Annotated in this window: 11 protein-coding genes; 3 read left to right on the forward strand and 8 right to left on the reverse strand. The window is 36.7% G+C overall.

Annotated elements, in window-relative coordinates; translation table 11 throughout:
• Nucleotides 1-3 precede the first annotated feature (3 nt).
• From NZ923_03150 to ggt, 3 genes are all read right to left on the reverse strand, one after another.
• Nucleotides 4-711 (reverse strand): metallophosphatase family protein, encoded by a 708-nt coding sequence (locus NZ923_03150; GenBank protein MCS7229016.1) that lies wholly within the window; start codon nucleotides 709-711, stop codon nucleotides 4-6.
• A gap of 173 nt (nucleotides 712-884) precedes the next feature.
• Complete coding sequence (locus NZ923_03155) at nucleotides 885-1,571, reverse strand: NAD-binding protein (GenBank protein ID MCS7229017.1); 687 nt, start codon at nucleotides 1,569-1,571, stop codon at nucleotides 885-887.
• A gap of 168 nt (nucleotides 1,572-1,739) precedes the next feature.
• On the reverse strand, nucleotides 1,740-3,443 hold the full coding sequence (gene ggt, locus NZ923_03160) for a gamma-glutamyltransferase (GenBank protein MCS7229018.1): 1,704 nt from the start codon (nucleotides 3,441-3,443) through the stop codon (nucleotides 1,740-1,742).
• 233 nt (nucleotides 3,444-3,676) lie between these two features.
• On the opposite strand from ggt, the gene gatB reads away from it, so the two are divergent.
• From gatB to NZ923_03175, 3 genes are all read left to right on the forward strand, one after another.
• Nucleotides 3,677-5,134: an Asp-tRNA(Asn)/Glu-tRNA(Gln) amidotransferase subunit GatB gene (gene gatB / locus NZ923_03165; protein MCS7229019.1), complete on the forward strand. Its 1,458-nt coding sequence runs from the start codon at nucleotides 3,677-3,679 to the stop codon at nucleotides 5,132-5,134.
• A gap of 201 nt (nucleotides 5,135-5,335) precedes the next feature.
• On the forward strand, nucleotides 5,336-8,350 hold the full coding sequence (locus NZ923_03170; GenBank protein MCS7229020.1) for an amidohydrolase family protein: 3,015 nt from the start codon (nucleotides 5,336-5,338) through the stop codon (nucleotides 8,348-8,350).
• A gap of 14 nt (nucleotides 8,351-8,364) precedes the next feature.
• A complete protein-coding gene (locus tag NZ923_03175; protein MCS7229021.1) occupies nucleotides 8,365-9,702 on the forward strand; it encodes an amidohydrolase family protein in 1,338 nt (445 codons plus the stop codon).
• 311 nt (nucleotides 9,703-10,013) lie between these two features.
• Here NZ923_03175 and NZ923_03180 read toward each other — a convergent pair whose 3' ends face one another.
• The 5 genes from NZ923_03180 to raiA all read right to left on the reverse strand — a co-directional run bounded on the left by NZ923_03180 (nucleotide 10,014) and on the right by raiA (nucleotide 14,859).
• A complete protein-coding gene (locus NZ923_03180) occupies nucleotides 10,014-10,874 on the reverse strand; it encodes an ABC transporter permease (GenBank protein ID MCS7229022.1) in 861 nt (286 codons plus the stop codon).
• A 65-nt stretch (nucleotides 10,875-10,939) separates the two neighbouring features.
• Nucleotides 10,940-11,905, reverse strand: coding sequence for an ABC transporter permease (locus NZ923_03185; protein ID MCS7229023.1), 966 nt, complete (start codon nucleotides 11,903-11,905; stop codon nucleotides 10,940-10,942).
• Between the two features lie 10 nt (nucleotides 11,906-11,915).
• Nucleotides 11,916-13,511: an ABC transporter substrate-binding protein gene (locus tag NZ923_03190; GenBank protein MCS7229024.1), complete on the reverse strand. Its 1,596-nt coding sequence runs from the start codon at nucleotides 13,509-13,511 to the stop codon at nucleotides 11,916-11,918.
• A 16-nt stretch (nucleotides 13,512-13,527) separates the two neighbouring features.
• A complete protein-coding gene (hprK, locus tag NZ923_03195; protein MCS7229025.1) occupies nucleotides 13,528-14,559 on the reverse strand; it encodes an HPr(Ser) kinase/phosphatase in 1,032 nt (343 codons plus the stop codon).
• Entirely contained in the window at nucleotides 14,560-14,859 is a 300-nt protein-coding gene (gene raiA, locus NZ923_03200) for a ribosome-associated translation inhibitor RaiA (protein MCS7229026.1), read from the reverse strand.
• Between the last annotated feature and the right edge of the window lie 14 nt (nucleotides 14,860-14,873).

The raw sequence follows: 14,873 nt of genomic DNA on the forward strand, positions 1-14,873 counted from the left end.
GATTTACCTTCCGACGAGAATTCTTCTTGCGAGAAATTCAGGCAAGCCGTTTTGAATTATTTTGATTGAAGCCCTCTCAACATCATACTCAGAGCGTATCTCCTCGTATGTCCATTTATCTAAATCAAATATCCCAAGGCATAATCTCCAATCCCCATCTCTTGGTTGTCCTATGCTTCCGACATTGATTATGTATCTTGTGTTTCTGTCAAGTTTTCCATTGTAATAACCATTTTCAGGGAATATCCCTGGAAAGTGAGAATGACCTATAAAGCAAATTTTCTCTTTGAAATAGTGGAATTGAACTTTGGCTTGTGCTTCTGTAAATATATATTCCCATTCTTTCGGTTGCGCTGGAGATGAGTGAACAAAAAGTAAATTTTTAAAAGACACTGTAAACGGAAGGGATTTTAAAAAATCAAGATTTTCTTTCGTTAAAACTTCTCTTGTCCAAATGTCGGATTCCCGAGCATATGAGCTAAAGTAATAAAGTTCGGTTGGATCAACAGCAACAGCATAGTCATGATTTCCCATTACGACATATTTAGCTCGCTTTCTTACAAGTTCAACGCATTCGTTCGGATTCGCACCATATCCAACTATATCACCAAGACAAACGATTTCATCAACATTTTTCGTGTCAATTATTTCCAACGCTTTTGTCAAAGCCTCAAGATTTGAATGTATGTCAGAAATTATTGCTATTCGCAAGGTTTGTTAAAAAGTTCGCCCGATTTTTTTAGTAATTTACAAATTTTCAAATAAAGAAAAAATTAGGTTTAGTTTTAAACGACCGAAATTTGGCAATCTTTTAGTTTAAGGAAGTTAAAAAAGTGAACTTTGGAATGCCTGGCTTCGTTTATGATTTGGCACCGAAGTTTATATCAATCTTTTATTTTTTCATACTTTGATATCATTCTACCGACAAGTATTCCAGCTTCATATTCTGGGACGATAACTTCATCTGCCCCTGCCCCTTTCATCGCTTCAGCATATCTTAAATTCCCAGCTCGTGAAATTATTTTTATATTCGGGTTTAACATCTTTGCAGTGATTGTTATATAAAGATTGTCCGCATCGTTATCAATTAGTGTGCAAAGAATTTTTGCTTTCTTAATTCCAGCGTTGAGTAAGACATTTCTTCTTCTTGCATCACCATGAATTACATTTATACCTTCTTTGAGAAGCTCTTTCGCAAGGCCTTCGTTCATCTCTATTAAAACGAACGGAAGATTTAATTTTATTAGTTCATCAACAACTGTTCTGCCGACCTGACCGTAGCCACAAATTATGTAGTGATTTTTAAGTCTTGAAATTGCGACTTCACTCATACGCTTCCTCCACAATGTTTTTATTTCCCCGCTAAATACATTTACGAGAATTCTTTCAATAAACCAAACCTGGAAAAAGAAAATTCCGATGTAAACAATGAAAGCGAAAATTTTGGTTATATCTTTTCTATGTTCTGAAATTCCATGTGGGTGAGTTATCCAGAAAAAAGCATCAATCCAAGATATATCCTTTTCAAGGTTTTTATAAACTATTATTGAGATGGCAAAGAATAGTATCAAAAAAATCAGTGGCGGCGAGATTGATATCAAGACAAAGCGAAAAATTCTTAAGATGTTTTTAATCATTTGCGTTTCTGCCTGTATTTTCTAACAAGTTGTTGTGCCCGCTAATTAAATTAATTTGCGTAAAATTTAGTAAAATTCTAAAAATCTCTCAATTTTAAATTTTCAATATCCCATTGCTAAGCCATAACCTCTCGGATCAGCTGCTCCGTATTTAATTCCGTTTTCGTCAATTAAAATTGCTTGAACTTCCCCTTGAAAGCCTCTTCTTTCTACAATTTTATGCCCACGCTTTTTTAAGTTTTCAACTACATCAAGTGGCAAACCGCGCCTTTCGTAGTATATTTCATCTGGATACCATTGGTGGTGGATCCTTGGTGCGTCAACTGCTTCTTGAATGTTCATTCCGAAGTCAATCACATTCAAAATTACTTGAAGAACAGATGTTATAATCGTTGAACCACCGGGCGAACCTAAAACAAGAAATGGTTTACCATTTTTCAAAACTATGGTTGGAGTCATAGAACTTAACATTCTTTTTTCTGGCTGAATTGAATTTGCTTTATTTCCCAATAAGCCGAATTGATTTGGTGTGCCCGGTTTTGCGCTGAAATCATCCATCTCGTTGTTTAGGAAAAATCCAGCTCCATCAACGACGACCATTGAGCCAAAGGAGCTATTAATTGTTGTTGTCACGCTTACCACATTTCCCCATTTGTCAACAACCGAGTAGTGAGTCGTTTGATCTCCTTCGGATGGTGGGGAGACAGAACGAATGATTTTGGAACTTGGAGTTGCATAAAATGTATCAATTTCGTTTGCGATTTCCCTTGCGTATTCTTTTGATAAAAGTTTATCAAGTGGTATATCAATGAAATCGGGATCACCGAGGTATTCAGCTCTATCTGCGTAAACTCTTTTCATTGCCTCAACAAGGTAGTGAATTGTGTAAGATGAGCCAAAACCATATTTTTTTAAATCAAAGTTTTCAAGAATGTTAAGAAGTTGAATTAGGCAAACACCACCAGAACTTGGTGGACCCATTGAGATAATCTCATATCCACGATAATTTCCAATTACAGGTTTTCTTATCACTGGTTGATATTTTTCAAGGTCTTCGTAGGTTATTATCCCACCACCTCTTTTCATTTCTGCGACGATTAAATCAGCGACTTTACCTTTGTAAAAACCATCACGACCTTTATCTCTTATCAATTTTAAAACTTTTGCGAGATCTTTTTGCACAAGGCGATCACCAGCTTTATATGGTTCTCCGTTTTTAGAAAAATACTTCATCGTGCTCGGAAACTTTTTAAAGTGTTCAAACACATTTTTGAATGCATTTGCAAGCCCTTCGTTTACGATAAAACCTTTTTCAGCAAGTTGAATTGCTGGCTTTAAAACTTCTTTTCTTGACATTGTCCCATACTTTTCAAGTGCAAGCAATAATCCAGCAACTGAGCCAGGGACGCCAACTGATAAGTGTCCAATTTGACTTTTTTCGGGAATAAAATTTCCATTTTCATCAAGAAACATATTTTCATGAGCTTTTAACGGTGCTTTTTCTCTGTAATCAATTGTAACGGTTTCACCATTTGCCATTCTTATTACCATAAATCCACCTCCTCCGATATTTCCAGCTTGAGGGTAGGTTACCGCAAGAGCAAAGCCAACTGCAACGGCTGCGTCAACGGCGTTTCCACCTTTTTTTAGAATTTCAATTCCAACCTTTGTTGCGATGGAATCAGAAGAAACGACCATGCCGTTATATGCTTTAACTGGTTTTCTTGATGCAGATTCAAGACAGGGGATATTGAAAGCATAAGCGACGAGAAGTAAAACTACGAAAGCACGAAAATTTCTTCTCATCTTTCGTTTGTGAAATTTGTTTTCAAAGTTCAATAGATTTTACTGATTATTTTAACTTTAATCAAGAAATCAGCGAGGTAAGATTTTCTCGTTTCAACCCTAAATTTGCGAAAAACATAGGCTTTGTTTTGTTTCTGCACAATTTCAAAACGAAATTACCTTCGCTAAATACAGGTTTTGTTTTATTTTCACAAATTTTTTAACTTTCAAAAAAATAAATCATTCGTACTTCTATGTTGAATGATAAGTATGAAGCGGTCATTGGACTTGAAGTTCATGCTCAGCTATTGACTAATTCAAAAGCATTTTGCAGTTGTTCAACTAAATTTGGGCTTCCGCCGAATTCAAATGTTTGTCCTGTTTGCCTTGGCATGCCTGGGACATTGCCTGTTTTAAATAAAAAGGTTGTTGAGTTCGCAATTAAACTTGGTCTTGCGACACATTGCAAAATCAGAACATACTCAATTTTCGCCCGAAAAAACTATTTCTATCCTGACTTACCTAAGGGATATCAAATATCGCAATATGAGGAACCAATTTGCTACGATGGTTATGTTGAAATTGAGCTCAAAAACGGCGAAAAGAAGAAAATCAGATTGAAAAGAATTCATATGGAAGAAGACGCTGGCAAATCAATCCACGATCAAGATATTGACACATTGATTGACATAAATAGATGTGGTGTCCCACTTCTTGAAATAGTGACGGAGCCAGATATAAGAACCCCTCAAGAAGCTGCTCTTTACTTAACAAAGATAAGGCAACTCGTTCAATATCTTGACATTTGCGATGGAAATATGGAGGAAGGTTCATTAAGATGCGATGCAAATGTATCCGTTAGATTAAAAGGTGAGACAAAGCTTGGGACAAAAACAGAGGTTAAAAATATGAATTCAATCAAAAATGTTGAGAAAGCGCTTGAATACGAGATAAATCGTCAAATTCAAATACTTGAAAATGGCGGGACAATCGTCCAAGAAACATTGCTTTGGGACGCTGGATCTGGAGTTGTAAGACCAATGCGTTCAAAAGAAGAAGCACACGATTACAGATATTTTCCCGAACCAGATCTCGTCCCTGTAATTGTATCAGAAGAATGGATAGAAGAAATTAAAAAATCACTTCCTGAACTTCCAGAGGAAAAAAGAGATAGATTTATGAAACAATATGGGCTACCAAAGTATGATGCTGAAGTTTTAACATCTTCAAAATCTCTTGCGGAGTATTACGAGCAATGTGTGAGATTTACCGATGACTATAAATCTGCGAGCAATTGGATAATGGTTGAGGTTTTGAAAATTTTAAATGACAGGCAAATTGAAATAACCGACTTCAAAGTAAAGCCAGAATTTCTTGCGAAGATAATAAACATGGTAAATAACGGCAGGATTAATCAAACGACAGCTAAAAAGGTTCTTGAAGAAATATCAGAAACAGGCGAGGAACCAGAATCGCTTATAGAAAGGAAAGGGCTTGCCCAGATAAGCGATGAAAAATTTATTGAGGATGCCGTTGTGAAGGTTTTGGAGAACAACAAAGAAAACATTGAGAGATATTTCTCAGGTAAAGATAAATTGTTTGGTTACTTCGTCGGTGAAGTAATGAAGTTAACAAAAGGTAAAGCGAATCCAAAGATCGTCAATGAGATATTGAGAAAGAAGCTTGACGAAATGAAAGAGAAGGTCGGTTAAGTTTAAATTGATGTGAGAATTAATTATATTAAACTTTGAAGGTTTCCCCACACCCTGGGTCAATCCCCGCCCAGGGTTAATCCCCTGCGGTGAGTGGGTTCCTCCCCCGCCCCTCACCGCTTTTTATTTTGAAACATTTGGTTTCTACATAACGACTAAAAGAAAAAGTCGTATTCCATAACAAAAATGGAGATATATGAAATGAGGAAAATTTTACTTCTTTTGCTAATTCTTTTCCCGATTCTAATCGCAGCTCAAGAGCAAACTAAACCGATTGAAGGACTTAGAGATAACCCTCCGAAGGTTTTCGCACTGACAAATGCCAAAATTGTTCAAGCACCAGGAAAAGTAATTGAAAAAGGAACTCTTATCATAAGAAATGGACTAATTGAATCTGTCGGTGCAAATGTGAAGATACCACCTGATGCTCAAATAGTTGATCTTTCTGGAAAGGTGATATATCCGGGATTTATAGATCTTTACACGAGCTATGGGATGCCGAGGCGAAGAGAATCAGCTCAAATGGAAGGACAACAGCCAGGAGCGCAACAGGTTCAGGAGACCAAAAAAGGGGCTGACAGCTGGAATCCGAATGTGCTTTCGCATAAACTTGCGGTAGATGAGTTTTCGCCCGATCAAAGAGATGCCGAAAGATTAAGGTCTCAAGGTTTCACTGTTGTTCTTTCAGTTCCTAATGATGGAATCTTTAGAGGAAAAAGCGTTCTCGTAACGCTTGCGGATGGAAAAGCACCAAATGATGTCGTTATTAAACCGGTTGTTGCGCATCATATCGCCTTCATTCGTGGTTTTGGTAGGGATATATATCCGAATTCATTGATGGGAAATATCGCTTTAATTCGCCAAACTTTTCTTGATGCGCAGTGGTATGCTTCTGCATGGGATGCGTTTTCAAAGAATCCAGCTCTTCCGAAACCAGAAGTAAATTCGTCGCTTGAAGCTTTGCTCGGTGCATTAAAAGGTGAAAAAGTTGTGTTTGAAAGTGCTGATGAACTTGATTTCTTAAGGTGCGCAAAAATTGCGAAAGAATTCTCGCTTAACACGTTCATAATTGGAAGTGGCTACGAATATCGTAGGGTTGAAGCAATAAAAAATACTGGATTTCCAGTTGTAATCCCTGTTAACTTTCCAAAACCGCCAGATGTTGAAAACCCTGATGATGCAGATAACATTGATTTAAGAACATTAAAACATTGGTATAATGCACCAGAAAATCCTAAGAGATTGTATGAAAATGGAGTAACATTTGCTTTTACGACATATCGTCTTGAAAATCCATCTGAGTTTTTGCAGAGAGTTCGTGAATCTGTTGAAAGAGGATTGCCAGAAGATGTCGCACTTTCAGCTTTAACAATTACACCCGCAAGAATCATCGGGCTTGATAAGATCCTTGGAACTGTTGAGCCAGGAAAAATGGCAAACTTTATAATCACTGACAAAAATATATTTGATGAAGACGCCAGGATACTTCAGGTTTGGATTTCTGGTGAAAAATATGATGTTGAAGGTCTGCCAGAGTTTGATCCAAGGGGAGAGTGGAAAGCGCAATTAAACAACGATACATTGAATTTAAGCATAACTGGGCAACTTAAAAATCTCAGGGGAAGAGTTAAAAAAGGAGATAAATCTGTTAACCTCATTAGGGTTAATTTATTTGACAATAACTTAACTATTGCTTTCAATGGTGATTCCCTTGGGATAAAGGGGATTGTAAGAATTTCTGCTTTTGTGAAAAAAGATAGAATTGAAGGTTATGCTGAAATTTCAATTGGTGAAAGAGCTTTGTTCAAAGCAATAAAAATCTCTGAACCTAAAGATGAAGCACCACGAAGGACGAGGAAAGTTAAATTTGAACCTTTACCTGTTGTCTATCCGGATGGAGCGTTTGGTCTTTCAAAGATTCCCGAACAACCTGAATATGTTTTAATTAAGAATGCAACCATTTGGACAAGTTCAAATCTTGGTAAACTTGAAAACGCTGATATGCTTATCCGTCGCGGGATAATTGAAAGAATTGGTAAAAATATCCAACCACCCAAAGGTGCGGTTGTGATTGACGCAACAGGAAAGCATGTCACACCTGGAATAATTGATGCTCACTCTCATACTGCAATTTCTGGTGGAGTTAATGAATCAACTCAGGCGATAACTGCCGAAGTTAGAATTCAAGATGTGATTAATAGCGATGATATAAATATATATCGTCAACTCGCCGGTGGTGTCACCACTGTGAATCTATTGCATGGATCAGCTAATCCAATCGGAGGTCAAAATGCGGTGATAAAATATAGATGGGGTTCATTGCCAGATGAACTTATTTTCAAAGAAGCGCCCCCTGGAATAAAATTTGCTCTTGGTGAAAATGTTAAGCAAAGTAATTGGGGCGATAGGTATACGACAAGATATCCGCAAACGAGGATGGGTGTAGAACAAATCATAAGGGACGCGTTCAAAGCGGCAATTGATTATGAAAAAGCATGGAATACCTACAGGGAGGAAAGCAAGAGAAGAGTTTTAATTCCACCGAGACGAGATCTTCAACTTGAGGCACTTCTTGAAATACTGAAAGGACAGCGGCTTGTCCATGCTCATTCTTATAGACAGGATGAAATACTTATGCTTTTAAAAGTTGCTGAGGATTTTGGATTTAGAATCGCAACATTGCAACATGTTCTTGAAGGGTACAAAATAGCGGAAGCAATAGCTAAACACGGTGCAGGGGCTTCATCATTTAGCGATTGGTGGGCTTATAAATTTGAAGTTTACGATGCAATTCCGCATAACGGTGCTTTAATGGAAAAAGTTGGTGTAGTTACATCATTTAACTCGGATAGCGATGAACTTGCAAGAAGATTAAATCTTGAAGCTGCAAAAGCCATAAAATATGGCGGACTAACTGAAGAACAAGCTTTAAATCTTGTCACTATAAACCCAGCAAAGCAATTGAAAATTGATAAATATGTCGGCTCGCTTGAACCTGGAAAGCATGCTGATTTCGTGATTTGGAGCGGAAATCCACTTTCAACTTATACGATCTGTGAGCAAACCTGGATTGAAGGGAGAAAGTATTTTGATAGAAATGAGGACTTAAAAATGCGCGAGGAAGCAAAGAGATTAAGAAATTTCATAATCCAAAAAATTATTGAAGTAAAAACTACTGCAAGACCACAACCACAAATTGCATCACCAACAAATTAATGAGGAGACTGAAGATGAAGATAAAATCAGTTTTACTTTGGATTTTAACATTTGTGCTCGTTTCAAATTTAATTGCATCCGACATAATCCCAGGCAAGCCACAAAACAAACCAATTGCCCTCGTTGGAGGGACAATACACACGATCACAAGTGGAACAATTGAAAACGGTGTAGTTTTATTTGACAAAGGCAAAATCGTTGCTGTTGGAAAAAATGTTAATATTCCAAGGGATGCTGAAGTGATTGACATAACCGGGAAACATGTTTATCCTGGATTGATCAATGCTTTTACCACGATTGGATTGGTAGAGATCGGAGCGGTGAGAGCAACCCGTGATGTCACTGAAGTTGGTCTTGTAAATCCAAATGTGCGTGCAGAAATCGCTTTTAATCCTGATAGTGAACATCCACCCGTGACGCGAGCAAATGGCATAACGCTTGCCCTTGTTGTGCCAACTGGTGAACTCATCGCTGGTCAATCGGCCCTAATGATGCTTGATGGATGGACTTGGGAAGAAATGACGCTAAAAGCACCTGTTGGACTTCATATTTATTGGCCAAGGATGACTCAACCCTCTGGGCCTGGATTCGCACCCGCAAGGCGAAGCCCTGAGGAATTAAGAAGAGAAGTGGAAAAACGACTTCAATTAATTCGGGAAACATTTCAAAAAGCAAGGGCATATAAAAAAGCAAAAGAAGCAGAAAAACAACAAAAAGACATCCCATATCACGATACCGATTTAAAATATGAAGCAATGATACCAGTGCTTGAAGGGAAAGTGCCAGTTTTTGTTCATGCAAATTCATCAAAGGAAATTTTATCGGCTATTGAATGGGCTGAAAGCGAAGGTGTAAAAATTGTTATCGTTGGTGGAAACGATTCTTGGAAAGTCGCTGATGTTTTAAAAGCAAAAAATGTCCCCGTGATCTTGACAAATATCCATAGATTGCCCTCGGGAAGAGATGTTGAATATGATGAACCGTTTACAGTCGCATATAAACTTTACAAAGCTGGTGTTAAGTTCTGTATTGGCGGAGAAGGTGGATATTACAATGAAAGAAACCTCCCTTATCAAGCGGCGACATGTGTGGCGTTTGGACTTCCAAGAGAAGAAGCATTAAAAGCTATAACGATTTACCCTGCCGAAATCCTCGGCGTAGCTGACAAAGTAGGCTCAATTGAACCTGGAAAAGACGCAACACTTATTGTTACAACAGGTGATCCTCTTGAAATACCAACGCAAGTGGTTTATGAATTCATCCAAGGTAAAAAAGTTGACCTATCAAACCGACAAACAAAACTTTACGAAAAATATCTTGAAAAATATCGTCGGCTTGGATTATTGAAGTGAAAAACGAACAGATTCATTTTCCTATTGTTCCTTTACAAACTTTTTGGATGAGTGATTGTGAGTTAATCTTTAAAGACATGAAAAAGCCACGATAAAAACATAATTCGCTTTATCAGTTATGTTATCTGCAGTGGCAGTGCTGATTGATGGTTTGTGATTTTGCACGGTGTTTTTGCGAAAGTAATCTTTAATAAAAATAGTTTGCTTTAGGGCTCGTTGCTTATGTTTATTTCAATGCCACAAAGTGATATTTCACTTGAGTATGAGACATTGGGAGAGATAATTTTGACCTATTTTTAGTTAATCAAAACTTAATCTTCTTGACTTACATCTGAAATCCAGTTCATTGTTAAAACCGTTGCAGAGATTAAGATACCAGGGAAAATTGGTAGCCACCAAGTTGAAACTAAACTTTTTTCCGCTTCGCTTATCATATTTCCCCAAGTTGGAGTTGGAGGTTGAATTCCAAATCCAAGAAAACTTAAAATTGATTCGGTCAATATAACATCGCCAGTTATAAATGGAATGCTTATCAGCGCAGGTGTAATCGCATTCGGCAAGATATGTTTAATTGCTATTTTTAAATTAGGCAATCCAATTGATTCAACCGCAAGGATGAATTCCATTTCTTTTAACCTCAAAAATTCCGCTCTCACAAGGCGAGATATTCCCATCCAATTTAAAAGCGAAAGTATAATTATAATTGAAAAAATTGTTTGCGTTTGAGTGAAGGCTATAATAACTAGAACAAGGAAAAGTTTCGGAAAAGCAAGAAATACATCAGTTATTCTCATTAAAATTTTATCCACGATGCCACCAAAATAACCAGAGATAACCCCAATAGAGACACCAATTAAAAAAGCGAGCAAGGATGAAAGGATACCGATTATAAGTGAAAATCTTCCGCCATAAATTGTTCTACTGAAGACATCTCTTCCAAGGTTATCAGTTCCGAATATAAATAAAATCGTCTTGACACTTTGTAGTTTATCAATTTCCACTTTGCCAGACACAAACTTTTGCTCAAAGTAAATTAAATTGTCCTGAATTTCGTAATCAAGGACAAAAAGTTTTCTTCCGTCTTTGAGTGTTAATTCATAAACTTTTGAAAGTGGTGGAAGGGATGAAAGATTTTCTCTATCCAGTGATGTAATTGGGTCAAACGGGGTCATCAAATCAGCGAAAATTAGATACAAGATAATCGTGAGCGCAATAAAAAATATTTTCCCTTGCTTTTTCATTTTAACCTTATCCTTGGATCTAAAATTGAGTAAAGAATATCTGAAATCAAGTTTCCGACGATAACGATGAATGAAACAAAAAGCGTCACCCCAACTGTAAGTGGATAATCTCGTTGAAAAATTGAATCAACCGTTAATTTACCGATCCCAGGAATTGAAAAAATCTCTTCAACGACGACAGAACCAGCGAAGAAAATTGGAAGATAAAGTCCCAAAAGAGTTACCACAGGTAAAAGTGCGTTTGGTAAAGCATGTCTGTAAAAAATTATTCTTTCGTCAAGCCCTTTTGCTTTCGCTGTTTTAATGTATGTTTGCGAGAGGACTTTTAACATTGTATTTCTCGTAAATCTTGCGATTGCAGCCATCGGGGCAGTTCCGAGCGTAATAGCAGGTAGAAATATGTGTAAAATGGTATCAAAAATTTTTTCAATTAAGCTCATCTCATTGAAATTTAAGGAGTGAAGTCCTGAAGGTGGAAACAATCCGAGCGTGTAACTAAACAGGAGAATTAAAATTATACCGAGCCAAAAAGTGGGAAGCGAATATAGTATGAGAAGAAGCGAGTGAGCTATTCTCTCGGTCAACTTACCTTGATTCTTTGCAGAGTGAATCCCAATTAAAATTCCGACCCCGAAGCTAAAAATAAAAGCGGGAATCCCTATAATTAATGTCGGAGCTAAAGAGTCAATTATACAATCTATTACGGGTTTACGATAGATAAAAGAGAAACCAAAGTTGCCAGTAATGATTTCCTTAAGCCAGTTTAAGAATTGAATCAATATCGGCTTATCAAGTCCATATGATGCTTTTATTCTTTGGATTACATCTTCAGATAATCTCGGATTTAAGTAGATGTCCGAGAACGAAACATCCGGTAAAAGCCTTATCAAGAAAAAAACAATCGTTGCGATCCCGACTGACAAGAAAATAGAGTTAATGAGTCGCTTTAAAATGAAACTCATTTTTAGTGCGCTATTTTAATTCCCATTCGTGCAAATTATAAAGAAAACTTATGCTATTCATTCGCACCGTTTCGCTTTTTATTCGTTTACTTATTCCATTTATTCGCACTGGTTCGTAAAGGAAAGTGTATGGCTGATCTTCATAAATTATCTCCTGAACCTTATCCCATATAACCTTAGCTTTTGAAAGATCGTTCAAAACTGCAGCTGAGTCGTTTAATTTGTCAAATATCGGGTTTGAATATGAAACAATGTTATGTCCGGATTTTATTGCCTCTGAATGGAAAATCGTGGTGAGATCTGGTTTTGTTGCAACTCTCCAACCTGATAAAACCGCATCAAAGTTTCTGTCAAGGATATAACGCATAAATGTGTTGAACTCAAAAACTTGTATTTCCATTTTTATTCCAAGTTTTGAAAGATCGTTTTGAATTACCGTTGCAATTTCCTTTCGGGTTTGATTTTCTGCATTTGTTATAAGAGTGAATTTGAAATCAATTTTTTTATTGTTTATCACTTTGTCAAGTATTCCATCGCCATTTGAATCTCTCCAGCCAGCTTCGGTTAGAAGTTTTTTCGCTTTCTCGGGGTCATATGGATACGGTTTTAATTTATCGTTGTAAGCCCAGAAAATTGATGGAAACGGAGAAGTTGAGCGAACAGCGTTTCCTTTAAGTATAACTTTGATTATATAGTCAACATTTATTCCATAAGATAATGCTTGGCGAACCCTTTTATCTGCAAAGAGCGGGTTTCTTTGGTTCCAACCGATATATTCATAAGCTAAAAATGGATATTTTATAAACTTGACATTTGGATTATTTTCATACTTTTCCGCAACAGCTGGTGGGATTGAGGGTAGAACATCTATTTGGCCATTTAGAAATTGAAGGAGAAGGTTTGATTCATTTGGCACAATCTTTACGAAAATTCTTTTGATTTTAGGGTAATTTTTGTCAAAGTATTTTTCATTTTTCACAAGCTCTATAAATTGACCTCTTTCCCAGCGAGCAATTTTATATGGGCCATTTGTGATCGGGTTTTTATCAAAGTATCCATTCCTTCTCCATTCAGAAAAAGGAATTTTTTCATAGACATGTTTTGGAACTATCCAAATGTCGTTTATATCGGTTAGTTGATATGGATATACATAATTGTATTTAACGACCAGCGTCGTTTCATTTAGTGCTTTAACAGATTTAATGTTTCTAATTATGTCTTCTGAATTTAACCAAGCAACTTCTGGTGATGTCGCTGCTTTAAAGCTAAATTCAACATCGTAAGCAGTTGTTTTAACTCCATCTGTCCAATATACATCATTGCGGAGGTAAAATGTGATTTGTGTTGAATCCTCAGACCACTCCCAGCGTTTTGCAAGAAGTGGGACGAAAGTTTTATAATCTTCCTGCTCAATAGCAAGCCGTAGATATACTCTATCAAGCAGATCTTGAGAGAAAAGTGAGGTGCTTAAATACGGATTGAAAGAATCAATATCAATTGTGCTTCCTATGACGATGTAATTTTTATTCGCCTCCTTTCTACAGCCTAAAAAAAACAAAAGAATTAATATGAGCCAAAAGAACGGAAGACGATGATTAATCCGCATTTAATTTATAATTTTGTTATTCAAAGTCGTGCTCAAAGTATTTCGTCATTCTTTCAATTGGAATATCTTCGGTTTTTAGAGTAGACGCTTTTTGCTTGAGAAGAGTTTCAATATTTTTGTTAAATTCCTTAGCGGAATCATATCCGTAATGTTTTAAAAGATGATTAAGCGCAATGACTTCGGCAATTACTGTGATATTTTTTCCTGGAAAAATTGGGAGTTTGATAAGTGGAATTTCAACTCCAAGTATTGAAATATGTTCTTCATCAAGCCCTGTGCGCGTATATTCCTCTTTCGGATCCCAATCAAGAAGTTCAACAACGACTTCAACTCTCTTTTGATAGCGAATTGCTCTAATTCCAAACATATTTCTTATATCAATTATCCCAAGCCCTCTTATTTCCATAAAATGCTTCGTCACAGTATTACAAGTTCCAATTAAAATATTCTCACCCTTTTTTGTAATTAACACCACATCATCTGCAACAAGACGATGACCTCTTTCAACAAGGTCAAGGGCGATTTCGCTTTTCCCGATCCCAGAACGACCGACGAAAAGAAGCCCTATGCCATAGACATCAACAAGGTCGCCATGGACAACCGTTTGAGGAGCAAATTGATCATCAAGGAAATCACTAATGAAGTATACAAGTTTCGTTGTTTCAAGTGGCGTTTGGAAAACTGCTACTTCTTTCTCTGTGAAAAGATCAAGCAGATTGTCTGGAAGTAAGTTGTTATTAGTTATAACAACACAAGGAATTTCAAATTGAAGAATTGTTTGAATTGATTTTATTCTGTTCTCTTGTGGCAAACTTTGAAGATACCTTATCTCAGTGTTTCCGAAAACTTGAATTCTATTGTATGTGAAAAGCTCAACATATCCAGCTAGCGCAAGTCCAGGGCGATGTATGTTCTTGTCCGTAATTTTTCTGTCAAAACCAACTTCACCATTAAGGGAACTAAGCTTGAAAAGTTCCTTGCCAGATTCGTAAAAAAAACCAACCGTTATGTGAGTTTTTCGGAATTCTTTAAATTCCCTACTAAACATTTATCTGTGTGATTTTAATTTGTCTTTAAATTTTATCAACTGCCTTTCTACCTTTGTAAGCGATTTATCAAATGCTTTTAGAATATCGGGATCTGTAGCTTTTGCAGTGAGTTTATGCTCATACACCTTTATAAGTATTTCAGCTTCTTTTAGGTGATTATGCTTTGTATCTTGTCGGAGTATAACTTCGGTATCAATTATACCATCAAAAAACTTGTCAAGTCGTGCGATTTCCTTCTCAATGTAATTTTTAATTTGTTCTGTCATTTCAACATGATGCCCTGTAATTCGGACTGCCATATGAGGATTCTCTT

The organism is Candidatus Kryptonium sp., from assembly GCA_025060635.1.
Lineage (GTDB): Bacteria > Bacteroidota > Ignavibacteria > Kryptoniales > Kryptoniaceae > Kryptonium.